The organism is Pseudomonas sp. B12(2026) (assembly GCF_057767015.1).
In genome coordinates this window covers 3,113,077-3,135,969 of the sequence record NZ_CM173430.1, presented here as the reverse complement: position 1 = coordinate 3,135,969, position 22,893 = coordinate 3,113,077, and the positions used below count along the sequence as shown (strand labels likewise).

The following is a 22,893-nucleotide window of genomic DNA, read 5'->3' as shown; positions in this document are numbered from 1 at the left end:
AGGAGACGAAAATGCTAAATGGATGGCAACGGCTGTGGCTTGTTACTTGTGTAATTTATACGGGGTTTCTTGTGGGGGTGTTGGTAGTCGATTATCCAAGGTACGAATCAACAGAGTTTGATTTAAAACAAGTGCAAAAGGAGTTTGCACAAAAGGCTAAGGACAAAGCTGTCAGAAATGAAAGGGAGAAGGTGGAAATAGTCGGCTTGGAAGTTGTCACCGGAGGTAAGAGCAAGGAAGTAGAGAAACAACCTCTCTCCGATTTTTACCCGGACCAAGCCTACATAGATGAAAAGCGTAGCTGGCATGAGCACTGGGAGCAGAGAGCTGCCGAAAGGGCGACAGAGAAAAAGAAACAACTCTTCATTTGGCTCCCCATCAATTGGCTGCTCGGCTGTGTAGGGTTATACCTCGCAGGTTGGACCGTTGGTTGGATCACCAGGGGCTTCCGTAAGCGGAAACAAGCTTAACAATCGTCAACAACACGAATTGATCAACAGGAGATTTACACATGAGCGTTGAAGGACAAGCTGTACGTAATGGTAAAGACGTTCCTCAAGATGAGCGGGATAAGATTATTGCTGCGTATGACGCACGGGCTGTTGGCATCACTGGTGACGATATCGCAAAGCAATACAACGTCAAGCGGAACGATCTGAGCAGTTGGATTCAGCGTGCGAAGAAAGCTGAAGGCGGGAGCACTGGCACCAAGGCTGTTAGAGGTGACGCTCTAGAAGCGAAGCTTGCGGAGCTGGATACCAAAGTGAAACAGGCTGAAGCAGCGCTTGAGAAGGCCAAGAAGGAACGGGAAGAGGCTAAAGCTACGTTGATCAAGAATCTTAAGGATGCACTGGCGAAGCTGGAGAACGAATAGAAATAACAAAAGTCTGCACGAATGAAAAAGGGCGCTCATCAGCGCCCTTTTCATTTAATGTGGTGTTCGTGGGTTGTGCTGGAATAGGTAGCGGCTGGACAAGACAACTAATAGTCCTGCGATGATTACAACAATACCCGGTGACGCTTGAGAGACGCTTGATTCCATGCCGAGAGCCTTGAATTGCCAAGACACAGCTCCGAAGGAAAGAGGGGCAAAGAGTAAGGCAATCCCGAGAAGAACAACGGCGAGGCCGATCCACTCCTTTCTACGGGCGTTGCGCAGCTCTAGGGCTGCAAGGTGCTTCTGTAGATCAGGCGGTGTAGCGGGATGAACAATCGTGGCGTTGGTTACGAATACGCGCTTAGGGCTATTCTTGGTCATGGAACCTCCATCTGTACCATAAGGAACGACAAGAATCCGCGAATTCCCTTTTGCGGCTCCGGGGTAGCCGGTGGGCAGATGATAGGATATGGCCGGTTTGTAGCCAAGAGGCAGCGCCGCTGCACTGTCCATCTGACAGCGTAACGCTGTCCACTGAAATACCCCTCTAGCCTTAGTGACACTAGCGTTGTGGCATCGGAGCTTCATGAGAATCTCCTACTAGATACAGAGGTGAGTTTCTAGAGAAAACTCATTCTGTAAAATTTTGGAAATGGCACTGGGGTGGTGGGTTCTATGGTGCGGCTGGGAAAAATAATCTACAGGAAATGTATTTAACCGCACACGACTACGGCAGTGCTGAAGCTGGGTAATTCAGAAATAAGTTGTCACGTCAAGAGAATTCTACTCTATCAGACGAATTGAATATCAAGCTTCGCCATCAGGCGTTTCACTTGGGTAGCGTTCCAATCACCACCACGTGTTGCCTTAACACCACGTTCATTCAGGCACAGAACGAGAGAAGACAGGGTGTTACAGCCACGATGGATACATGCGTCGATAGCGTCCCTGTAAGCCTCTGCCTTAGCTTTTGAAGCTGCTACGTGCACATCCCTAGCCTTAGCTGCCTGCGCATCACCACGGCCTTTCTGAAGGGCTTGCTGACGGTTATCCAGCTTACGCTTAGATTCAACATCACCAGCATTGGCACGGGCCTTGAGAGAGGCTAGGGCGTCCTTTGTACGTTGACTGATGAATGTGCGTTCCTGCTCGGCCAGCATGGCGAATAGGTGAAGTTGCAGCGTATCTGCCTTCGGCATCGTAGCTACTTTGAACTGCGCACGCTTCATCAAACCGGCAATATGCTCAACGTCCCGGCTAAGGCGGTCAAGCTTGGCCACAACGACAGGCAGTCCGTAAGCGAATGCCTTGGAGCCTTCAGGGCGCTCCAGCGGATGGACGCTACCAGACACACCCACATCAACGAATTCAGCAATGATGTTCCAGCACTGTTGGGCGGCTGCTGTCTGCACGTATTCACGTTGAGCTTCCAGACCGAGGCCAGATTCGCCCTGACCTTTGGTCGATACCCTGTAATAAGCGATTACGTCCATTTCCATCATCCCCCTGCAATTCATTAGCTGATGTGCGCATTTTCACTGTTGCGCATTCAATTGTCAATTAGGGGACGTTCGTTGCGGAAATGACAATGCGGGAAATCCTGAAATGACAATTCGCACATTGGTTAGAAAATGAACAATTCTATTTGATGCGCAGTATGACCATGTGAAGCGGCGCGTCAGGCCGACGCACCTCTACATCCCGAACTCCATTCACCTAAGCAGCCTCTCGGCTGCCATCCGATCAACGGGAGTTGACAGGGTATTGTTGCCTGTGCAGCTGGGCTGCAATAATTCACTAATTAATATCAAAAATACGATATTAGCTTGCTAAGAAATCATCCGGGTTAGCATTCATCGTCGCCGATGCCCGTATCATCTGGATTGTAGGCGTATTACTAATGTCTACTCCGCAGACATACAGAATAAATCTCCCACTTAAACAGTGGGTTATTAATACTATAATAAAAGAATGATCTAGGTTTGCTTCGCAGGATGGAGGGGCAGCCTTGGTGCAAGCACCATGCAAGAGCGAAGGCTTTAGAGAAGGGAGGATTAATTATTAATATCCTCCCTGAATATCTTCTGTCGTCCCGACAAGGAGGGTGTATCTATCGAAGGTATTACTTACCGGAGGTGTACCTATCGAAGCTCCGCTTCACCCGAAGGGCAAGAGCAAAAGCTTAGATTGGAGTTAGGATTATTAGGGGCCGGCTTTAGCCGGATGGGACTGTGCCGTGCGAAGCACAAGAGAGAAAGGCATTTTACTTACAATGTGAAAATCTTGTCAAGAAGTATTTAATAGAACAGTTATTTAATAGAACTGTCGTTCTGTTGTGCAATTGTCATGACGTTCCGTCATATTGTGTCCACTGTGCAAACTCTGGAGCCTTAGTGCGACTAAGGCTAGAGCCTATTCCGGGGCGTATTGTTCATGTTGAACTGCTACTAGCTACACTGCGAAGCTTTTGCATGGTGCATCAGAAGATGAAGTCTGCGGGGTCCACTGCTGCTGGTGCGTAAACGCGTAGGAACCCATGTGCACCGACAACCAAGCTGTCAGACCATTGAGTCAAGTAGGCCATGTAAGAGCGTGCATCTTCGCCATGGGCGATGTTGAACAAGAAATGGCACACGGTTTCACTCTCATCATCCAGCATGGTGCCGCTGGCGCTTTTGGACAGCAGCTCAACGACGTCTAGCAGATTAGGGTTCCAGGCGGACAGGCGTTCCAGCTCGCCACGCATCACGTCAAGCTCAAAGGCTTTGTCGCTACTGATGGAGAAGGCTTTGTAGGTCTTACCTTGGATGGCGGCCTTCCACTGGGCGAGGGTGGGCGTCTTCACGTCCTTGGTGATGATGAATTCAGCGTGCTCCGGGTTGGCCGGGTCGATGTTCTCACGGAGCCATTGCACCAGTGCGTTACGATGGGAGGGCTTCAGCTTGAGGGCCTTGGCCAGTTGCAGCACCAGCTCTTCACCGAGGTATTTACCGATAGCCTTAAGCACTTCTGTGCCCTTGGTGATGGGGAGTTTCAGGTCTAGAGGGTGCACGGCGGAAACGGAGTGACCAGCGCCATAGTAGGTGTCGCCATGACTGGCGTTACGACGGTGGGAAGCTACAACGATGTTGGACGGATGAAGGGAGCCGATACGATCAGCAGGGCCGCTCACAGGGTAAATGTGGGCGATGACGTAATCTTTAATCATGCCGAAGCGATTGGCACGGTGGGCCTTGGTGTAAACGGCGTGGACCTCACAGAGTAAATCGAAGTCATGCGGAATCACTCTAACGGTTCCTGCACGTCTAACCTGTACCGCTAGGTAGCTGAAGAATGGCGAAGCTAGGGCATCATCGAATTCATTGCGAACCTTCCGGCCTTTGGCTACGGATAGCTCCTGACAAGCTGCTTTGCAGAATTTCTTACGGGCGTTTGTTGTTCTGAAACGCTTGCCGCATGTTGGGCATGTTGGGCGGCGAACTGTTGGCTTTACTTTTGTTACGGGCATGAGTGTGTCTCCTTACTCTAGGACGACTATGGTCGTGTTGGGTTGTATTGCTAGAAATGACTAAAGCCACAATGAGTGGCGTATTAGATTGTTGTTACAGAGGGTGTTGCTGAAGCTGTGTAGCAGGAGGGCGTTGCAGGTGCTCTAGAAGGCTCTGTATTGCGTTTACAGAGTGGGGATATGCAATCCCTCAACTCCGGCTTCTTCACGCATCTTGGCAGCTTGCAGGGCCTTGGCGGCGAGTCTGCACGAGATAGAGCAATAGGGTTGAATCTTGCGTTTACGGTGACTGTTTCCGCAGTGTGCACAAGTTAGGATTTTCAGATGTTGGTGCATGAATATGTCTCCTATGTTTCAGGATTGTTGAGGGTAGTGTTGGAAGTGGCTTGAAACGGAGGGGGAGGCAAGGGAAAGAATATCTCACCTCACATAATATTCTCGCACGACAATTGCAATATGTCCAACTCATAATATTGATTTATGTTTACACATATATCAATTAAATAGATAAACAATATTGATAATTGAATATGCATAACAAAGCCCGCATGTGCGGGCCTATGTCACAGCGGAGGATGTTCCGCCTTTGGGTTGCTCTGACGCATAATCAGATTGTCTAGCTTATCGTTGATACGTTCCACGTCTTTAGAGAGTTGCGTAACAGTCTCGGCTAGCTGTTTCTTTGTTGCCGATTCATATCTAATGGCATAGATACGATCATCCAGCTTATCAATTTGTGACTGTTGGTAGCTGAAAGCGCCCATACAGATTACAAGAGCGGCACCAGCAAGCCATGTGCCAAGTTGGGTGAATACTTCTTTCATTACAGTGTTTCTACTTCTTTGGTTAGGGGTGGATGGGAGAGGGCCTTGCGCCCCCTTGTTAACGGCGTGTCTCTTTCTGCTGGGATCGGGCTTCACCGATGGCATCAGAGAATGCCTGTTTAGCTGTATCACGCATGTGTCTGGATAGCTCGGGAGCAAGCTGATTTGCCAATCCGTGTGGGTCAGAGGTTGCTGCATTTACAGTGGTGTTAAGTTCTAGGTGCACCTGTACAGGAGCGATATCTGGCACGCCAAGTGGAGAGGATGCCGTAGAGGCATTAGCAAAATTCGGATTGTTCGCTGTGATAGTGGCGGTCATCTGAGCTTGTGTTGCTTGGCGTTGCACTTCGTCTGCTGCTCTCTGAGCAATAACGGCACGTTGCTCATCCACAGTCATTGGCGAGCTGCCTAGACGCTCTGTAATGGCATCTGTAAGCCATGTAACCTGTCCGGCAATCGTCGTGACTTTGGCGAGATCATAGAGAGCACGCTTGACGCTACGTGCAGTGTTAGAATCATCAGGGTTGTTTAGGATTTCATCTTTGTATTTCTGGAATCCCGTACGTTCCCTTACTTCTGTAACGGCCTTGCCGTCCTTGTCCATTACAGGCTTACCACTACTGTCAACAACAGGGACCGATGGGCCTTTAGCCTTATCCTGCACACCAAGCATCCAGCCTGCGAAAGAAGCGAGGGTTGTGTAAACCTTTACAAGCTGAACATCAAATTCAGCCATGGCTTCGTTTACAGGTTTCATCTGCTCGGCTAGCTGTGCTTCGGCTTCAATGCGTCTCCGCATAGCATCAGACACTTCTTTAGAAGAGTTAATATCTTGTTCTTGAAGGTAACGTTGGTTCTCTAGGAGCTGCTGTTGTGCACCTACAGACTTCAGAGAATTCTCAAAAGCTTTCCCGTTGTCCTTTAGGAATGCATCCATTGCACGATTAAACACGTCTGCAGACAGGCCCTTACCAGCCTTTAGATTCTTGTTCCACTGGCCAATCATGACTTCCATAGAAGACTTGGCATATCTAGTACCCTGTGCGGCGGCTTGGGCGAGGTATGGAGTTAGTCCGGGTAGTCGGTCTGTGATCTGCTCAACGTCGGCGGCATCGGCCTTACCAGACGTTTGAATGCGTGTGAATTCTCGGTTCATATCACGTTGAGCGTCAGCAGCTAGGCCACCGATACGGAACGCCCTAGAGCGCTTATCCCACTCTGCTAACACCTGTGGGAGTGTCTTGCCCATCTTCATCATTGTTGTTGCAAATCCGCCGAATTGCTTGGCCGTATCAGCGTCGATCACACCAGCGTTTTTGGTCTGTACATCGATGAAGGCTTGTCGAATTCTCTTCTGAATTTCAGGATTGTCAGATAGCGGAGTGAAAGACATGTCGAAGCTTTCGGCGTTGATAACGTTTTGCTTACGTTGCTCAATACGATCATTCATTGCACCAATGCCAACGGCAGCAGCGCCAGCAGCGGCGGCCAATAGGCCAAGGGGACCAGCAGCAACCGACAAAGCAGCGCCTACACCAGCACCTAGGCCACCACGCATACCATTGAGACCACTACTCAGCATCGACGGAAGAGAAGGGCCTGTAGAGGCGCTACGGGCCACTTGACGTTGTCTTGCCCATTCGTGACGTTCTACCTGTCGACCTTCCCGAGCTGCTGCACGTTGACGGGCTAGGAGGACGTCTGTACTGCGTTGCGTGGTGCGATGAGCTTTAGCCTTGGCTTCTTCCCGCATCAGTTCTAGACGATACTGGCCACGCTGGAATTGATTCATTTTGTTCTGATAGGTCGCATCCGCTAGCTTGGAGCGTTCCTGCGTTTTGGCGTGGATCGCTTCAATACGGGCAAGGCGCAGACGTTGGTCAATAGCCTGCTTTTCCTTGTTAGCTGGGCGTCCCCGCTTGGCTTGGGCTTTCAGCTCCATTTTCTGGAGCGCTGCTGCCTGTTCCTTTGCACGTTGATACTGTACGTCGCGGAGGGCGGATACCTGTTCCATCCCCCTAAACTGAAGCTTCTGGGCGGCAAGCTCGGCCCTGAATGTCTGTTGACGTTGTGCACGTAGCACTTGCTCTGCACGTAGCTCCCGATCTAAGGCACGGGAGCGAGATTGAGCAGCTACCTTCAGATTGTCAGGATTGATTCCAGCAACTTTGTTCAGAGAGGTTTCCAACCGCTTGAGGTCTGCCATCAACGGATTCATCTTCTGTTGAATCTGTTGCATATAACGTTTGAATTTCAACAGGCCCGACGTATCAATATCGAATTTAACCTTTCCTGTTAGCTGTGCAATTACATTGTCACCAATCATTCTGTTACAGCCTCCGGCTTATTAATCTTACTCCCGCCGTGGCTCTTTTGATTCGGCACTTGGTAATAGAAAGTGAAATTATGATTGATTAGGTCTTTGAATGTTGTGCGGTTGTATCCGGCATATTCAATAGTTGTAAATTCAGCACCAGCATGTGGACGGCTAAGGAACTTGTAAGCAAGATTTAGATTAATCATGTCACCGGTGATAGCAACGTACACTCCGGATTTCTCTCTAGTTTCATTCGCACAAAACCAGAAGTATTTAAATCCGTTTGTTGTCTTCAATGTGCGCTTCATATATTGACGAAGTGCATGGAAGAACTCTTTAGGGGCAACTCGCCCTGTCAGCTTACACAGAATTGCATGTGTTCCATTATCTTTAACATTTTCTGCATAAGCGGAGAGGGACTTTCTCACGCTACTACGCAGCATGTTCATCTCCTATTTATTTAGATTGCCTAGCCTCAGCTTCAGCTTTCTTGATTTGTTGGTTAGAGACGTATCCGTAATGTTGGATCATCTCCAATAGTACTAATGCATCATCTACGGAGTATGTCTCTTGCAGCTCTCTGAGAGTGGCTAGCTTAGATTCAGACATAACAATCATGTAGATGATTGGCGGGACGGACAGTTGCTGTGTGGCGGCATCAATCCGTCTTGTATAAGGGCAGGATGTAGGGGTGTAGTGTTCAGATGATGCAGGCGGGGAGAATCTTTCTTTCCACATGCCCAAGAAGTTGAGCACGATAATATTGCCAAGTAGGAATGTTAGGTCTGCCCAGTTACATCCCAGTGAATCAGCTGTAACAGGATTTCCGTCAACTGTTGCACAAGATAGAAGGGTATTAACAAATTCTTCAATCTCTTCTTCTGTTTCAATTTCGTTTAGAATTTCTGGAACGGATTGTAGAAGATTGCCTTGTGCAAACTGTTGAATAAAGGGTGATAGATTCTTGTCAATCTTATTATAGACATTGAATCCATCATAGGCTGCCCACTGTTTAATCTCTACTACAACATCCCCTAGATTAACGGAGGATGTTTTCAGGGCCATAATTATTAACGCTCTCAATGTTTGCTAGAACATCAGATAGATTAAGTGTCTTCCATTTATCAATGCGAAACTGGGCTTGTTCACTAGCACGCTTCAGGCGTTCAATCAGAGTTTCATCTTTTGCCAGCTCAGCAGCCAGTTCTTTAATTTCAAATACATTACTCATTTTCTTGCACCACCACGCTTAGCTACAGGGGCTTCAGATTCTCCGAACAGGCTAGCCTCAATTTCTGCGTACAGAGCTGCTGCCTCTTGTTCCTGTTGCTTAACAAGCTCTTCAGCGGCCCGGCGTTTAGTAGCTTCTTGCACAAGGGCAACTTGGCGTTCGATATAAGCTTTCTTCTTACTGGCTAGCTCAGATTGATATTCAGCTTCAACAGCATGCTTGATAGCGGCAATATCTTGTTCTGCCTGCTCATCTAGAATGTTGAAATACACTGTCAGCTGATCGGCAATGTAGCCATCTAGTTCGCTGTAGGTGCGTTCGTGGCCTTTCTTGGTCAGCTCTACAGTTGCATCTAGAATGCTTGTCATCGTATCGCATTGCACTCTGATAACTCGCCCTGCTGGCATGTTGGGCACTCGCACCACTTCACTGTCTGTTACATCAGGGCGAGAAGCGTAACGAATGTAACGATAACCTTCGTTCCTGTTGTAGCTGAAGATAGCGTTATCAATTCGGCTTTCTAACTCAGCTTGATTGAATTCTGGTAGTTTGGCATCTACTATTGGGTGGGACATTATTTATTTCTCCTGTGTGTTTTGTGTTGCGTTAATTAGTTTAATTTTCGAATCGATGTATTTATTAGCTTTCCTTCCGATTGCACGAACCAAAAAGAATCCTAGGGCTAATGGCACGGCCACCATCAGAAAGAAAACGAAAAGGATTAGATTGGTCATGTTCAATCCCCTGTAAATGCTTCAATGATCGCTAGGAGGTTGTAGCAATAGGCTCCGATTAGGCACATGGTTAACATTGTTGCTCCTTGCGTTGTTCAATGAGGGATTTTGCATTTAGATAACCTTGTGCGGCTTCTATAACTTTCTTTAAGCGCCAATCCGCTGTCCATTTACGTTGTGCGTTAGGGTGTAATTTTCGATACTGGCGATGTTGACAAAGGCTGCTGCAATACTTTCGGAGTCCATGTTTACCTTCAATAGACTTCCCGCAGCAGAGGCATTCTCTAGACAATGGAATCTCCTTCCGAATTATTCAGATGTTAAATAAATGTGAGGTTATGAATTACAGAGGTCCAACAAAAACCCACTATTGAAGTGGGCTATGTTGAATAGGGTGCCTCCTGCCGGTGGAGACGACAGGGAGGCGTGTAAACCTTTCGGTCTACGTTTGGGAGTAGGGGCTAGATGATGTGTTGAAAAGGAGAGGGGCGTGACGCCCCTTAATGTCGCAAACCAACAAGCCATGCCAAGCCTGAAGAGGGCCCTGTATCGATCATGCGACAGGGGACGCAGGAGGTAGCCCATTGCAAAGGCCGATCTACAGCAATCGTCCGACCGGAGCTGCTGGCCGGTAAAGAAGCCCGTCTGAGGCGGGTGGACTAAGGGGTAAATCTTATGATTAAGATTTTCTCTCAATCTATACATTATTATAGCATGAATTCACTTGAAGTCAAGCTTTATTTGTGCTTATAGGCTCAATTAATTCAGCTCTGAAATGGCTGAAAGGCTGATTCTGCAAGGGCTGGAGAGGAATAACGGAGGGCGGGATACAAAAACCTATTTAGAAAATAGTTGGTCCCAGCCCTTGATGACGCGGCCGGTGCCGATCACGCACTGGAACGGGCGGCCCTTGTCCCAGGACGAGTCGAAGACGGTGCCGTCCTCCAGGGTGCCCTTGTACTGGGTGGTGATCAGGGCGCCCTTGACCACGGCCTTGCCGTCGCCGACGACGATATCTTCGATCTGCAGTTCGCTGCTCATGGCGTTCTCTCGTGATGGGGCGGCGGCGCGTGCCGCGAGGGCGTGGGTTTTCGCAGGAAACCCCGGCCTTTGCAAGCCGCTGGCGTCGATCAGCGGTCGGCCATTTCCCCGAGAATCCATTCGCGGAAGGCTTTGACTCGCGGGTCGTCCGCGCTGGCCTGCGGGTAGACCAGGTTGTAGGCGTAATCCTCTGCCACGGCGATGCCCAGCTCGAAAGGCTGCACCAGCAGGCCCTGTTCCAGCTCGCGCATCACCATGGCGCGGTCGGCCAGGCCGACCACGTCGCCCTCCAGGACCGCCTGCACCACATGGCTGGTGTCCTCGAAGGCGACGCAGTTGCCATCGTCGAAACCCTCGACGCCGGCGGCGGCCATCCAGCGCGGCCAGTCCGGCCAGGCCGCGCCTTCGGTTTCGCAGATGACATGGCACAGGGTATGGGCCTGCAGGTCTCGCGGTTCGCGCAGCGGCGGCCCGTCGATGAGCAGGCCGGGGCAGCAGATCGGCACGATGCGGGTGTCGAACAGCCGTTCCGCCAGCAGGCCGGGGTAGCGGCCGCTGCCGAAGCGAATGGCGAGATCGATGTCGTCGACGGCGAAATCCCGCAGCTCGTCGCTGACGTCGAAGCTGAGCTTCAGCCCCGGATGCAGCGCGCGGAACTTCGGCAGGCGCGGCAGCAGCCAGTGGGTGGCGAAACGTGCGGTCAGCGAGACCCGCAGTTGCTCGGAGGTCCGCGCCAGCCGCCGCGCGCGCACGGTGGCGCGGTGCAGCAGGTCGAGGGATTCCGCCGCCGCTTCCAGCAGCAGCGCGCCCGCCGGGGTCAGCTGGATGCTGCGGCTGGTGCGCACGAACAGGCCGAGGCCGAGCTGGTCCTCCAGCTCCTTGATCTGGTGGCTGACCGCGGCCGGGGTCAGGCCGACCTCTTCGGCGGCGCGGGTGAAGTTCAGGTGGCGGCCGGCGGCCTCGAAGGTGCGCAGGGCGCGGATGCCGGGAAAGGAGCGGCTCATCGATCTTCAAATCCTTTTTGATGATCCGTCGAGAAATACTCGTTTCTCCTGGCTTCGTCAAAGCCCGATAGTGGCCTCACTTGATGCCGGATTTGAAGATCACCGAGCAGGGGAAGCCAACGCCATGTCAGCCGCCATCCATCCCTACATCACCCAGCGCAACGCCCAGCCCGCCAGCGCCGACGACCTGGCGCCCCTGGCCTTCGCCGGCTACGCGCACTTCACCGCCATGCAGGTGCGCGGCGGCGGCATCCGCGGCCTGGACCTGCACCTGGAGCGCCTGCGCGCTGCCTCGCAGCGGCTGTTCGGCCAGAGCCACGCCGACGAGGAGATTCGCGCCGCCCTGCGCGCCGCGCTGGAGCAGGCGCCGGCGGATACTTCGCTGATGGCGACGGTGTATTCGCCGGCCGGGGAGTTCACCGTCGCCGGCCCCGAGCACCGGCCCGAGCTGCTGGTGCGCACCGCGCCGTCGTCCGATGGGCCGCCGGGGCCGCTGTCGCTGGCCATCGCCGGGCATGAGCGGGTGCTGCCGGAGATCAAGCATGTCGGTGAGATCGCCAAGACCTGGTACCTGCGCGAGGCGGTGGCCGCCGGTTTCGACGATGCGGTATTCACCGACCACCGCGGCCGCTTCAGCGAAGCGACCATCTGGAACCTGGCGTTCTGGGACGGCGAATCGGTGGTCTGGCCGCGGGCGAAGATGCTCGCCGGCACCACCATGGGCATCCTCCGCCGCCAGTTGGACAAGCTCGGCGTACGCCAGTCGGTGCTGAGCATCGACCGCCAGGACTTGCCGCGCCTGACCGGCGCCGTGGTGATGAACTCCTGGACGCCGGCGGTGCCGGTGAGCCGCATCGGCGACGTGGAGATCCCGCCGGCGCCGGCGTTCGTCGAGCTGCTGCGCAGCGCCTTCGAGGCCGAGCCGCGGGTTCGGCCCTGAAGAAAGTCTGCGGTTGGGCGGTTCGCGAGCAAGCTCGCTCCTACGAAAAGCCGTACGCCTGCCCCTGTAAGCGAGGCATCCACACGGCTGGTGCGGGATAACCCGGTATTGCGCGTGGTGGAGGTGCCGGGTTACGAGATGCCGATGCTCTGGGACGAACGCTCGCACTGCGACCCGGCGCATCGCTGGCTCAGGGAGCGGTTACGGACGTTTTCCGAATTGCCGGATCACTCCGCCAACCGCGTCCCGCGTCGAACCTGTCAGACCCAGCGGCGCACCTGGCTGCAATAGGCGTCGAACTCCGCCCCGAACAGGCGCCGCAGGGCCTGTTCCTCCGGGGCGATCTGGAAGCGGTTCATGTACAGCACGAAGGCGACGGCGCCCAGCGCGGCGGGCAGGGAGGCGAGGGCGATGCTCCAGGCCAGCAGCACGATGGCGAACCCGAGGTACATCGGGTTGCGCGTGTGGCGGTAGATGCCGGCGACCACCAGCGCGGAGGCAGTCTCCGGTTTCAGCGGGTTGACGGTGGTGCGGGCGCGGCGGAAGGACAGCACGCCGGCCAGGCACACCGCGATGCCGGCCAGCAGCACCAGCAATGCCAGCCACAGCCGGCCGCCGAGCGGTGGCAGCGGACGGGCGAGCAGCCACATCAGTGCGCCGATGATGACCGCCACCAGGGGCGGGGGGATGCGATGTTCGAGCCAGTCCATGCGGCGTCTCCGTGCGGTGTCGTGGCGCCACACTAGCGCGTTGGCGCGGGTGGCGTAAGCCTTGCCGGCATGTCTGTGAGCCCGCGTTTGCGGACAGGAACCTGTCCCCGGGCTATTCGATCTCGAACAACCCGTGGCGGATCGGTCCCGCCGCCAGCCGCTGGCGCACGTCGTCGTCGATGCGCGGGTCGTCCGGCTGGTACAGCCTCACCTGGCGGTAGGCGCTGATGCGGTTGATCTCCGGGCCCAGGTATTCCCAGACCACGCGGGTGCAGGCCGGGGTGCGGCGGTCGCCGCTGGAGACGCCGGTCTTCAGGCCGTTGAGGCGGGTGATGCGGCTCTTGAAGCTGGGGATGAGGATGGTCTGGCTCATTTCGTTGACCGTGAGCGACTCGTAGTCCATCAGGAACACCCGGTCCTGCAGCTGGAACGCCGCGCCCAGGTAGCGGCAGCGCACCCAGTCCTCGGCCTGCACGTCGGTGCTGCTGGTGCGCTCCTGGCGCTCCTGGCGCTCGAAGAGGAAGTTGCCGTCCTGCTCGTACAGGTGCACCAGCGACAGCAGCGTCGAGCCGGGCACCGACATGCAGTTGGAATATTCGAAGTAGTAGCCGCAGTAGCGCGACAGGTTGCCGGCGTGGTCGCGCAGCGGGCGCAGCATTTCCAGCAGCGGGTCGTCGCGCTGGACGTTGGCGGGGGAGGCGCCGCGCGCGCCGATCAGGCGGGCGAACTGCTCGGGCGGCAGTTGCAGTTCGTAGTCCTCGACGCCGAAGAAGTCTCCAATGCGCTTGAGGTTGTACGGCGTCGGCAGACTCTGCCCGCCCAGGTACTTGTTGAACTGCGCGCGGTTGATTGCCAGCTTGCGGCAAACCTCCGAGATAGAGCGGTAGTGGCTGCACAGCAGCTTGAGGTTGGGGCCGAGGTTTTCGGACATCAGTGCCAGGTCCAGGTGATGCGACTGGCGCCATTGTAGCGCCAAGTCGCATCAAATCGGAGCAGGCCGCGAAATTGTTTCGAGAAGCTTCGGGCGCAACCATGCGCCCCCAGTGAGCGGGCCAGCCCCAGGCCCGTGCTCCCACAATAACAATCGAGGCCCCAGCACATGCTCGACGCGATCAACGATTTCCTCTCGGGAAAAGTCCTCATCGTCCTCATCGTCGGACTCGGCGCGTATTTCACCATCCGCTCCCGCTTCGTCCAGTTCCGCCATTTCGGCCACATGTTCGGCGTGTTCAAGGAGTCGATCCGCGGCCAGGCCGGCCAGCTGAGCTCCTTCCAGGCCCTGATGCTGAGCCTCGCCGGCCGCGTCGGCGCCGGTAACATCGCCGGTGTCGGCATCGCCGTGACCCTCGGCGGCCCGGGCGCCGTGTTCTGGATGTGGGTCACCGCGCTGGTGGGCATGTCCAGCAGCTTCTTCGAGTGCACCCTGGCCCAGGTCTACAAGCGCAGCGACGGCGACGGCCTGTACCGTGGCGGCCCGGCCTACTACATCCAGCACGGCCTGAAGCTGCGCTGGATGGCGCTGACCTTCGCGGTCCTGCTGCTGGTCACCTACGGCTTCGCCTTCAACGGCCTGCAGGCCTTCACCGTCACCCACTCGCTGCAGAACGCCTTCGGCATCCCGGTGCTGTACTCGGGCATCGCCCTGGCCGTGCTGCTGGCCATCGTGTTCTTCGGCGGCATTCAGCGCATCGCCTCGGTGTCCGACCTGCTGGTGCCGGTCAAGACCCTGGCCTACATCGCCGTGACCCTGTACGTGATCGTCACCCAGATCGAGCTGGTGCCGGACATGCTGGCGACCATCGTGAAAAGCGCCTTCGGCCTTGAACCGGCCTTCGCCGGCCTGCTCGGCAGCGCGATCGTCATGGGCGTGAAGCGTGGCGTGTTCGCCAACGAAGCCGGCCTTGGCAGCGCGCCGAACGTGGCCGCCGTCGCCGCCGTGCGCCACCCGGCGTCCCAGGGCGTGGTCCAGGCGTTCAGCGTGTTCCTCGACACCTTCGTCATCTGCACCTGCACCGCGCTGCTGATCCTGCTCTCGGGCTTCTACACCCCCGGCTTCGAAGGCGACGGCATCACCCTGACCCAGAACTCCCTGGCCGCGGTGGTCGGTGACTGGGGCCGGATCTTCGTCAGCGTCGCGCTGTCGCTGTTCGTGTTCACCTGCATCACCTACAACTACTACCTCGGCGAGAACGCCCTGCAGTTCATCGTCGGCCGCAGCCGCACCGCGCTGATCGCCTTCCGCGTGCTGGTGCTGGGCCTGATCCTGTGGGGCTCGATGCAGAACCTGGGCACCGTGTTCGCCTTCGCCGACATCACCATGACCTGCCTGGCCTTCGTCAACCTGGTGGCCCTGGCGCTGCTGATCAAGGTCGGCCTGCGGGTGATGCGCGACTACGACGAGCAGCGCGCCGCCGGCATCGAGCGCCCGGTGTTCGACGCCAGCAAGTTCGCCGACCTGGACATCGACCACGATGCCTGGCGCGACGCCCACAAGGTCAACGCCACCGCTCCGGCCCACGGCAGCCTGCCGGTCCAGGGCTGATCCGGCTGACCCTGCTCCCCGGACCAGGGTTCGAGTCTGATACGCGAGGCCGGGACTTCTCCCGGCCTCGCGGTTTATCCTGCGATTTTTCCTGCGAGGACACAGGCATGCGCCGTGTGAAGAACCTCTTCGTCCTCTATACCGGCGGCACCATCGGCATGCTGCAGAGCGCCGAAGGCCTGGCGCCGGCCGGCGGCTTCGAGGCGCGCATGCGCGAGCAGCTGCAGGGCCAGGACGCGACCGGCCTGGCCTGGCGCTTCGCCGAGCTGCAGCCGCTGCTCGACAGCGCCAACATGACCCAGGCCAACTGGCTGGCCATGCGCGACGCCATCGTCGAGGCGGTGGAGCAGGGCGGCCACGACGGCGTGCTGGTGCTGCACGGCACCGACACCCTGGCCTACAGCGCCGCCGCGCTGTCCTTCCTGCTGCTCGGCCTGGGCATTCCCGTGGTGCTGACCGGCTCCATGCTGCCCATGGGCGCGCCGGGCAGCGATGCCCCGGCCAACCTGCTGGGCGCACTGAAGGCGCTGGAGTCCGGCGTCGAGCCGGGCGTCTGGATCTACTTCAACGGCGAACTGATGCATGGCGCGCGCGTCACCAAGCTGCGCAGCGAGGCCTTCGACGCCTTCGCCGTGCTGCCGCGCGAACGCCAGGGCGAGCGCGCCGGGTCGATTCCCGCCGCGCTGGACTACCGCCAGCCGCGCCAGGGCGTGAACCTCGCGGTGCTGCCGCTGTTCCCCGGCCTGCGCGCCGAGCACCTGCGCGCGCTGCTGGGCAGCGGCGTGCAGGCGTTGCTGCTGGAGTGCTACGGCAGCGGCACCGGCCCGTCGGACAACGAGGAACTGCTGGCCGCGCTGCGCGAAGCCCACGGGCGCGGCGTGGTGCTGGCGGCGATCAGCCAGTGCCCGCAGGGGCACGTGGCCTTCGACGTGTACGCCGCCGGCAGCCGCCTGCGTGATGCCGGTCTGGTCTCCGGCGGCGGCATGACCCGCGAAGCCGCGCTGGGCAAGCTGTTCAGCCTGCTGGGCAGCGGCCTGCCGGCCGCCGAGGTGGAACGCCTGTTCGCCCTCGACCTGTGCGGCGAGCGGGTCGACGCCTGACCCATTAATGCCCCGCGCAGGGGCATGACCTGTAGGAGCGAGCTTGTAGTGGTCCGGAAATTCTGGACCACTACAAGTCCGCTCCTACGGTCCCGTCACGCTAGAACCCCACCATCTCCCCCACGACCCCCGCCTGCGGATCGTCGCTGCGGCTCACCACTGCATAGTTGTACCCACCCTGGCTCCAGTAGCGCGTCAGCAGGTCACCGTCGGTGCGCTGCCCCTGCGGCAGCATTTCGTGGCGTGGGCCCGGCGGGCGGATGAAGAAGGTCAGCCGGCGCCCCTGGCCGTCCTCGTAGATCACCAGCGCCGCCGCGCCCTGTTCGGTGGCGAGCAGGCGGGCGCCGACGGTCTTCAGGCCGACGCGATCCAGCGCCGGCGGCGGCGGGGCGTCCTTCAGGTAATGGGCCAGCCAGTTGCGCAGGTCGTCGCCGTCGCGCAGGTCGAGTCCGTTCGGGTTGACGTCGGCGAACAGCCGGTACGCCTGCACCGCGTCCTGCATCGGCAGCATGCCGCGCGCCAGGCTGTCGCCGCGCATCTGCCAGCCGCCCATGCCGCCCACGCCCAGCGCCAGCAGCAAGGCCGCCGCCGTGGCCAGCCGTGAGCGCCGGTGCTGTTGCAGACCCCGGCGAATCCGCGCCGGGTCGAGCTGTTCGGGCATTGCCCCGCGCCCCTGGCCGGCAAGGGCCGCGCGCAGTTGCTGGGCGTCCTGCCGCCAGCCTTCCACGCGGCGGGCGTCCTCCGGATGGGCCGCGAGCCAGGCTTCCACCCACTGGCGGCGCGCCGGGTCGAGCTGGTCGTCGATATAGGCGTGCAGGTCGTGCTCGTCGGGAATGCGTTCGTTCATTTCAGTACCCGCAAAGAAGGAGTCGCCGCCTGGCCTTCGCTCAGCGCGCGCAGCGCCGTGCGGGCGCGCGACAGGCGGGACATGACGGTGCCCAGGGGAATGTCCAGCGCCTCGGCCGCCTCGCGGTAGCTCAGGCCCTCGACGCTGACCAGCGCCAGCAGCGCGCGCTGCTCGGCGGGCAGGCGCTCGAAGGCTTCCAGGGTCGAGCGCGCGCTGACGATCTCCTCGGGCGAGGCGCTCACCGCGCTGTCCGCGCCGAACAGGCTGAGAATGCGCGCGTAGCGGCGGGCGCGGCGCTGCCCGTCGATGAAGTGGCGGTAGAGGATCGAGAACAGCCAGGCGCGCAGGTCGCCGTCCGCGCGCCGGCCGCTCCAGGCCGACAGCGCCTTTTCCAGGGTCGTCTGGACCAGGTCGTCGGCGCTGCTGGCGCTGCGGGTCAGCGACAGGGCGAAGCGCCGCAGCCGGGGCAGCAGTTCGCGCAGTGAATGGTCGTCCAGTGAGTGCATCGCAAGGTCTGGCAGTGGTGGATTCGAGCGGTAAGGACGAACGCCCCGGCGATCTATTCCCGCGGCGCTCGAAAAAATTCTTTGGCGGCTCTCGGGAATAACCCGGCGCATGGTACGTCGTACCGGCTCAACGCATTCAGCCTAAGCCCGAGGAGCTGCAAATGACAGATACCCCACCCGCTGGTCCCAATGTGCCCCTGCGCCTGGCCGCCATCGGCGCCGTGGTGCTCGGCGTGGTCGCCGTCTTCGCCTATGTCGGCGGCTGGCTCGACCCGCAGCGGCTCACCCCGGCCAAGGTCATCAACACCCTGGAGGCTGGCGGCGGCGTGCATCCCGGCTACCGGCGCAACCACGCCAAGGGGCTGTGCGTGATCGGCCGCTTCGAGAGCAACGGCGCCGCCGCCGAGCTGTCGCGGGCCAGCCTCTTCGCGCCGGGCAGCGTGCCGGTGGTGGGGCGCCTGGCCATCCCCGGCGGCAACCCCAAGGCCAGCGACGGCGCCGCGCCGATCCGCAGCCTCGCCCTGCGCTTCCTGCCCGGGGATGGCCAGGAGTGGCGCACCGGCATGAACGCCATGCCAGTCTTCGTGGTGCGCGACGTCGCCAGCTTCTTCGCCCTGCAACAGGCCACCGCGCCGCAGCCGGGCACCGGCAAGCCCGACCCGGACAAGGCCGCCGCCTTCTTCAAGGCCCACCCGGAAACCCAGGCATTCCGCGACTGGGCGAAGTCCTCCACGCCGTCCTCCAGCTACGCCAACAGCGCCTACTACAGCCTCAACGCCTTCTACCTGGTGGACCGGGAAGGGCGCGAGCACCCGGTGCGCTGGTCGGTGCAGCCCGTCGCGCCGTACGAGCCGCTGGCGGCGGACAAGCGCGGCGACGCCGACTTCCTCGCCGGCGAAGTCGCCCAGCGCCTCGCCGCCGGCCCGCTGCGCTGGCGCCTGCAGTTCATCCTCGGCGAGCCCGGCGACAACACCGCCGACGCCACCCAGGCCTGGCCGAAGGAACGCCGCCAGCTGGACGCCGGCGAGCTGGTGATCGAACGCCTGCAGCCTGAGATCGGCGGCGACTGCCGCGACGTCAACTACGACCCGCTGATCCTCCCCGACGGCATCCGCGCCTCCGACGACCCGCTGCTCAGCGCCCGCTCGGCCGCCTACTCGGAATCCTTCAACCGCCGCACCCGTGAGCAGGCCCAGGAGACCCACTGATGAAACCGACCTACTTCCCGCTCTCCTTGCGCGTCCTCCACTGGCTCATGGCGCCGCTGGTGCTCGCCATGCTGCTGATCGGCCTGGGCATGGTCACCAGCGTCTCCCCGCGCCACGCCGCGCTGATCGCCATCCACAAACCCCTGGGCGCCGCGCTGCTGGTGCTCGTCCTGCTGCGCATCGCCGTGCGCCTGACCCACCGCGTCCCGCCGCTGCCCGGCGACATGCCCGGCTGGCAACGCGGCGCCGCGCACCTCTCGCACCTGCTGCTGTACGGCCTGCTGCTGGCCCAGCCGCTGGTGGGCTGGACCATGCAATCCGCCGGCGGCTACCCGGTGGTGCTCTGGGACGGCTTCGAACTGCCCGCGCTGGTCGCGCCCTCGGTGCAACTCCACACCATCCTGCGCAGCGCCCACAGCGTCATCGCCTTCGTCCTGCTGCTGACCATCCTCCTGCACCTCGCCGCCGCGCTGTTCCACTGGCTGATCCGCCGCGACGAAGTGCTGCCCAGCATGACCGGCGCGCCGATGCCGCCTGCTTCCTCCGGGGAGCGGCCGTGAAAGCGCTGCTCGCGCTGGCTGGCTTCTTCGTATCCTGCGCGGCCCTCGCCGCGCAGGACGTGCCGCCGGCGGAGGATTACCACTACGGCCAGACGCTCGATATCAAGCGCGTGGTGCAGATGCCGGACCTGGATTTCTGCGGGATTCGGGAGGTGGAGATGGTGTACGAGGACAGCACCGGGCAGTTGCATCGGCTGCGGTATCCAGTGTGGGGGCAGGGGTGTGGGAATGAGGACTGAGGGTGCGGTCATGCACTGAAGAAGGGCGGTAGCAGGACTTTTTCCGCTATCGCCCTTCGTTGGCTGCATCGAGCAGAGGCCCGGAGAGCGCAGCTACGACTACTTCCGCTCCATTTCGACCTGTACCAAGCGGTCATCGATGAAGCGAAGCTTGCGGTAGACGCGACCATCGGGGGGCGTATAGCCAGAACTCCAGCTGCCCCTTTTTCACTATGGCGCCCTGAAACGGCCAGCGGCATCACTCGTCGAACTGGCCGTTGCCCTGGCGCAAAGTGCTGGCCAGGGTCGCGAACCCCTCCAGAAGCAGCGCGTCGTTGTACGAGGCATTGCTGACGCTGGCCCGGACGAACTGTGGCACCGCCGCGCGGCCGACCGCGAAGACTTCCGCGGTGGCGATGAGGTAGTTCTTCAGCTTCAGGTCGGCTTCCACATCCGAGGCGCGCCAGGGTTCGGGAACTTCGATCCAGAAGTGGGGGCACTGCGGATGGGTTCGATATGTCAGACCTTCCAGTTGCCCCTGTACCAACTGCTTGCGCCGGCCGATTTCAGCGATCTGCTGGCGCAACAGCTTCTCCGCGATGCCGTCCTCGATCCAATTGCTGGCCAACTCCATCGCCAGCGGTGTGGCCATCCAGCAGGTGGCGCGCAGGGTGGCCGCGATGCGGCTGACCAGGTTCGCCGGGGCGTGCAGGAAGCCCACCCGCAAGCCCGCGGCCACCGCCTTGCTCAGGCTGCTGATCAGAACGCTGCGCTCCGGAGCGTAGTGGCTGAGGGGCGGCGGGCGTTGATCCACCAGCACGGCGTGCGCCTCGTCCTCGATGATCAGCAGGTTGTGTTTGCGGCAGATGGCGACGATGTCCTCTCGGCGCTGCGCAGACAGCACACCTGTGGTCGGATTCTGCAACGTCGGGGTGCAGTAGAGGGCGCTGACCCGGTTGTGCCGGCACAACTCGTCCAGGGACTCCGGTATCAGCCCTTCGTCGTCCATCGCCGCGCCGAGCAGCTTGATGCCGAGCATGCGCGCGGCGGTGATCAGACCCGGATAGGTGAGCTGTTCGGTCACCAGTGTGTCGCCGGCGCGCAACAGCGCTATCAGCGTGCAGAGCAGGCCGTGCTGGCCGCCGTTGACGCATAGCACCTGCTCGGCATGGGGCTTGAAGTCACCGTGAGTGAGCCAGTGCGCTCCGGCCTGGCGGTAACGCGGAAGGCCGACGTCAGGGGTATACAGGGTCAGCTCGGTGAGGGTGCGCGGATCGCGAGCGAGATCCAGAAGACTCTGCGCCAGCAGGCTGGTTTCCGAGCCGGGGATATGCATGTTGCGGCTCATGTCGTACTGCTCCGGCAACTCCTCGACGAAATTGCTGAAGCCGGCGTCGCGCTTGCGTTCCAGCTCTCGCTGACGGACGAAGGTGCCATCGCCCACCCGTGCCACCACCAGACCCATGCGCTCCAATTCGGCATAGGCGCGGCTGACCGTACCGATGGTCACGCCGAGGCGATCCGCCAGGATGCGATGGGGCGGAAGCTTCATTCCTCCCTCGATACTCCCGTCAAGAATGTGGGTTTCCATGGCGTCGGCGAGGCGCTTGTACTTGGCGCCATGCCCCGAGCTTAACGCCTCCCTGAGTATTGGCACCGTGTCAATAATTGGTTTGACAGTCATTTTTCATCCAAATAGCCTGATTGAACGGCATCAATGAGAGGTGATGCTGTTGGAGTTGGGGTTCAATCTAGCAGAGTTGAAGGATTGTCATCATGCCAATGTCAGCGGCCATTGAAAACACCAGCCAATCCCGGAGTCCGTGGCGGGCGGCATTCGTCACCTCCCTGTTGTTCCTGACGGTGTGCCTCAGTTGGGGGACCACATGGCTGGGAATCAAGATTGCCGTGGAAACGGTGCCGCCACTGACTGCCTCGGGCTTGCGCTTCCTGATCGCATTTCCACTGTTTCTGTGCTTCGCGTTGATTCGTGGCGACTCGATCCTCTTTCCGCGCAGCCATCTGGGCTTCTTCGTCTTCGTCACGCTGTGCTACTTCAGCCTGCCCTATTACCTGCTCAACTACGGCGAAACCCATGTTTCCTCGGGGCTCACCGCGTTGCTGTTCAGTTGCATGCCGGTGTTCATCCTGATCTTTTCCGCAGTGTTCCTGCGCGAGCGCATCTACCTGTCCCAGGTCGTAGGCATCGCCATCGGCTTCGGCAGCCTGTTCATGATTCTGCGAAGCCAGGGCCTGAGCCTGGGGCACGATGAGTTCGTTGGAGTGCTTGCGATCTTCGCCGCCGCGGTGATGCACGCGTTGTGCTACGTGGTGACCAAGCAGAAGGGCGCCGCAATCAGTGTCATCACGTACAACACCCTTCCCATCGGCCTCGCCGGACTGATGTTGTTCCTGGCGAGCCTGGGTGTGGAGCGCCCGGACTTTTCCGCCATCAGCGCGCGCTCCTGGTGGGCGCTGGCCTACCTCGGCCTGTGCGCTTCGGTAGGTGGCTTCATCGTCTATTTCTTCCTGCTCAAACGCCTGAGCCCGGTGATCCTGTCCTTCGTCTTCATCATTTTCCCGGTGTTTGCCGTGGTCATCGGTGCCTGGTACGAGGGGCTGCCGATTTCACGCGACCTGGCAATGTATTCCGCTCTGCTCCTGGCTGGTTTCGCCATTACCAAGATGCCGATGGAGAAGCTTCTGGCAAGGAAGGGATGAGCCAT

At 59.0% G+C, this 22,893-nt stretch carries 24 protein-coding genes and 2 pseudogenes; 10 read left to right on the top strand and 16 right to left on the bottom strand.

The window, feature by feature from the left end:
• Nucleotides 1–11 precede the first annotated feature (11 nt).
• On the top strand, nt 12–470 hold the full coding sequence (locus AC3B6A_RS14605; RefSeq protein WP_488397929.1) for a hypothetical protein: 459 nt from the start codon (nt 12–14) through the stop codon (nt 468–470).
• A gap of 41 nt (nt 471–511) precedes the next feature.
• Entirely contained in the window at nt 512–874 is a 363-nt protein-coding gene (locus tag AC3B6A_RS14600) for a hypothetical protein (RefSeq protein ID WP_488397928.1), read from the top strand.
• A 54-nt stretch (nt 875–928) separates the two neighbouring features.
• Here the strand turns inward: AC3B6A_RS14600 and AC3B6A_RS14595 are convergent, their stop codons facing one another.
• The 11 genes and pseudogenes from AC3B6A_RS14595 to AC3B6A_RS14545 all read right to left on the bottom strand — a co-directional run bounded on the left by AC3B6A_RS14595 (nt 929) and on the right by AC3B6A_RS14545 (nt 11,536).
• Nucleotides 929–1,258, bottom strand: a complete 330-nt coding sequence (locus tag AC3B6A_RS14595; RefSeq protein ID WP_488397927.1) for a hypothetical protein — start codon at nt 1,256–1,258, stop codon at nt 929–931.
• 410 nt (nt 1,259–1,668) lie between these two features.
• Complete coding sequence (locus AC3B6A_RS14590; RefSeq protein ID WP_488397926.1) at nt 1,669–2,370, bottom strand: recombinase family protein; 702 nt, start codon at nt 2,368–2,370, stop codon at nt 1,669–1,671.
• 986 nt (nt 2,371–3,356) lie between these two features.
• Nucleotides 3,357–4,163, bottom strand: coding sequence for a hypothetical protein (locus AC3B6A_RS14585; protein WP_488397925.1), 807 nt, complete (start codon nt 4,161–4,163; stop codon nt 3,357–3,359).
• Nucleotides 4,164–4,948: 785 nt separating this feature from the next.
• A complete protein-coding gene (locus AC3B6A_RS14580; RefSeq protein WP_488397924.1) occupies nt 4,949–5,209 on the bottom strand; it encodes a hypothetical protein in 261 nt (86 codons plus the stop codon).
• 58 nt (nt 5,210–5,267) lie between these two features.
• On the bottom strand, nt 5,268–7,535 hold the full coding sequence (locus AC3B6A_RS14575; protein WP_488397923.1) for a hypothetical protein: 2,268 nt from the start codon (nt 7,533–7,535) through the stop codon (nt 5,268–5,270).
• Complete coding sequence (locus AC3B6A_RS14570) at nt 7,532–7,969, bottom strand: hypothetical protein (protein ID WP_488397922.1); 438 nt, start codon at nt 7,967–7,969, stop codon at nt 7,532–7,534. Before AC3B6A_RS14570 ends, AC3B6A_RS14575 begins: the two co-directional genes overlap by 4 nt.
• Nucleotides 7,970–7,982: 13 nt before the next feature.
• Complete coding sequence (locus AC3B6A_RS14565) at nt 7,983–8,591, bottom strand: phage tail assembly chaperone (protein WP_488397921.1); 609 nt, start codon at nt 8,589–8,591, stop codon at nt 7,983–7,985.
• A complete protein-coding gene (locus AC3B6A_RS14560) occupies nt 8,566–8,757 on the bottom strand; it encodes a hypothetical protein (RefSeq protein ID WP_488397920.1) in 192 nt (63 codons plus the stop codon). The genes AC3B6A_RS14565 and AC3B6A_RS14560 overlap by 26 nt, the downstream gene beginning before the upstream one ends.
• Nucleotides 8,754–9,332 carry a hypothetical protein gene (locus AC3B6A_RS14555; protein ID WP_488397919.1) on the bottom strand — a complete coding sequence of 193 codons (579 nt, stop codon included), beginning with the start codon at nt 9,330–9,332 and terminating at the stop codon, nt 8,754–8,756. Before AC3B6A_RS14555 ends, AC3B6A_RS14560 begins: the two co-directional genes overlap by 4 nt.
• Before the next feature lie 1,011 nt (nt 9,333–10,343).
• Nucleotides 10,344–10,532 (bottom strand): annotated as a pseudogene (locus AC3B6A_RS14550) (FKBP-type peptidyl-prolyl cis-trans isomerase); the annotation flags it as partial.
• An 89-nt stretch (nt 10,533–10,621) separates the two neighbouring features.
• The gene (locus tag AC3B6A_RS14545) at nt 10,622–11,536 is read right to left on the bottom strand and encodes a LysR substrate-binding domain-containing protein (RefSeq protein ID WP_488397918.1); all 915 of its coding nucleotides are present in this window, start codon (nt 11,534–11,536) and stop codon (nt 10,622–10,624) included.
• 124 nt (nt 11,537–11,660) lie between these two features.
• Between AC3B6A_RS14545 and AC3B6A_RS14540 the strand changes: the two genes are divergently transcribed.
• Together AC3B6A_RS14540 and AC3B6A_RS14535 are read left to right on the top strand one after the other, a co-directional pair.
• A complete protein-coding gene (locus tag AC3B6A_RS14540) occupies nt 11,661–12,476 on the top strand; it encodes an aminotransferase class IV family protein (RefSeq protein WP_488397917.1) in 816 nt (271 codons plus the stop codon).
• A gap of 81 nt (nt 12,477–12,557) precedes the next feature.
• Nucleotides 12,558–12,680 (top strand): annotated as a pseudogene (locus AC3B6A_RS14535) (LysR family transcriptional regulator); the annotation flags it as partial.
• A gap of 56 nt (nt 12,681–12,736) precedes the next feature.
• Here the strand turns inward: AC3B6A_RS14535 and AC3B6A_RS14530 are convergent.
• Both AC3B6A_RS14530 and AC3B6A_RS14525 read right to left on the bottom strand, forming a co-directional pair.
• Nucleotides 12,737–13,186 carry a methyltransferase family protein gene (locus tag AC3B6A_RS14530; protein ID WP_488397916.1) on the bottom strand — a complete coding sequence of 150 codons (450 nt, stop codon included), beginning with the start codon at nt 13,184–13,186 and terminating at the stop codon, nt 12,737–12,739.
• Between the two features lie 112 nt (nt 13,187–13,298).
• Nucleotides 13,299–14,117, bottom strand: coding sequence for a helix-turn-helix domain-containing protein (locus AC3B6A_RS14525; RefSeq protein WP_488397915.1), 819 nt, complete (start codon nt 14,115–14,117; stop codon nt 13,299–13,301).
• Nucleotides 14,118–14,285: 168 nt separating this feature from the next.
• Between AC3B6A_RS14525 and AC3B6A_RS14520 the strand changes: the two genes are divergently transcribed.
• Nucleotides 14,286–15,728, top strand: a complete 1,443-nt coding sequence (locus AC3B6A_RS14520) for an alanine/glycine:cation symporter family protein (RefSeq protein ID WP_488397914.1) — start codon at nt 14,286–14,288, stop codon at nt 15,726–15,728.
• A gap of 107 nt (nt 15,729–15,835) precedes the next feature.
• Nucleotides 15,836–16,828, top strand: coding sequence for an asparaginase (locus AC3B6A_RS14515; RefSeq protein WP_488397913.1), 993 nt, complete (start codon nt 15,836–15,838; stop codon nt 16,826–16,828).
• 100 nt (nt 16,829–16,928) lie between these two features.
• Here the strand turns inward: AC3B6A_RS14515 and AC3B6A_RS14510 are convergent, their stop codons facing one another.
• Together AC3B6A_RS14510 and AC3B6A_RS14505 are read right to left on the bottom strand one after the other, a co-directional pair.
• Nucleotides 16,929–17,675 carry an anti-sigma factor family protein gene (locus tag AC3B6A_RS14510; RefSeq protein WP_488397912.1) on the bottom strand — a complete coding sequence of 249 codons (747 nt, stop codon included), beginning with the start codon at nt 17,673–17,675 and terminating at the stop codon, nt 16,929–16,931.
• A complete protein-coding gene (locus AC3B6A_RS14505; protein ID WP_488397911.1) occupies nt 17,672–18,181 on the bottom strand; it encodes a sigma-70 family RNA polymerase sigma factor in 510 nt (169 codons plus the stop codon). Before AC3B6A_RS14505 ends, AC3B6A_RS14510 begins: the two co-directional genes overlap by 4 nt.
• Nucleotides 18,182–18,342: 161 nt before the next feature.
• On the opposite strand from AC3B6A_RS14505, the gene AC3B6A_RS14500 reads away from it, so the two are divergent.
• Genes AC3B6A_RS14500 through AC3B6A_RS14490 form a run of 3 tightly spaced genes read left to right on the top strand, consistent with a single transcriptional unit; the run spans nt 18,343 to nt 20,188 of the window.
• The gene (locus tag AC3B6A_RS14500; protein ID WP_488397910.1) at nt 18,343–19,389 is read left to right on the top strand and encodes a catalase family peroxidase; all 1,047 of its coding nucleotides are present in this window, start codon (nt 18,343–18,345) and stop codon (nt 19,387–19,389) included.
• Nucleotides 19,389–19,949 carry a cytochrome b gene (locus tag AC3B6A_RS14495; protein WP_488397909.1) on the top strand — a complete coding sequence of 187 codons (561 nt, stop codon included), beginning with the start codon at nt 19,389–19,391 and terminating at the stop codon, nt 19,947–19,949. Before AC3B6A_RS14500 ends, AC3B6A_RS14495 begins: the two co-directional genes overlap by 1 nt.
• Complete coding sequence (locus tag AC3B6A_RS14490; RefSeq protein ID WP_488397908.1) at nt 19,946–20,188, top strand: DUF2790 domain-containing protein; 243 nt, start codon at nt 19,946–19,948, stop codon at nt 20,186–20,188. The genes AC3B6A_RS14495 and AC3B6A_RS14490 overlap by 4 nt, the downstream gene beginning before the upstream one ends.
• Nucleotides 20,189–20,426: 238 nt before the next feature.
• Here AC3B6A_RS14490 and AC3B6A_RS14485 read toward each other — a convergent pair whose 3' ends face one another.
• Complete coding sequence (locus AC3B6A_RS14485) at nt 20,427–21,851, bottom strand: aminotransferase-like domain-containing protein (protein WP_488397907.1); 1,425 nt, start codon at nt 21,849–21,851, stop codon at nt 20,427–20,429.
• A 98-nt stretch (nt 21,852–21,949) separates the two neighbouring features.
• Between AC3B6A_RS14485 and AC3B6A_RS14480 the strand changes: the two genes are divergently transcribed.
• Entirely contained in the window at nt 21,950–22,888 is a 939-nt protein-coding gene (locus tag AC3B6A_RS14480; protein WP_488403604.1) for a DMT family transporter, read from the top strand.
• Nucleotides 22,889–22,893 lie beyond the last annotated feature (5 nt).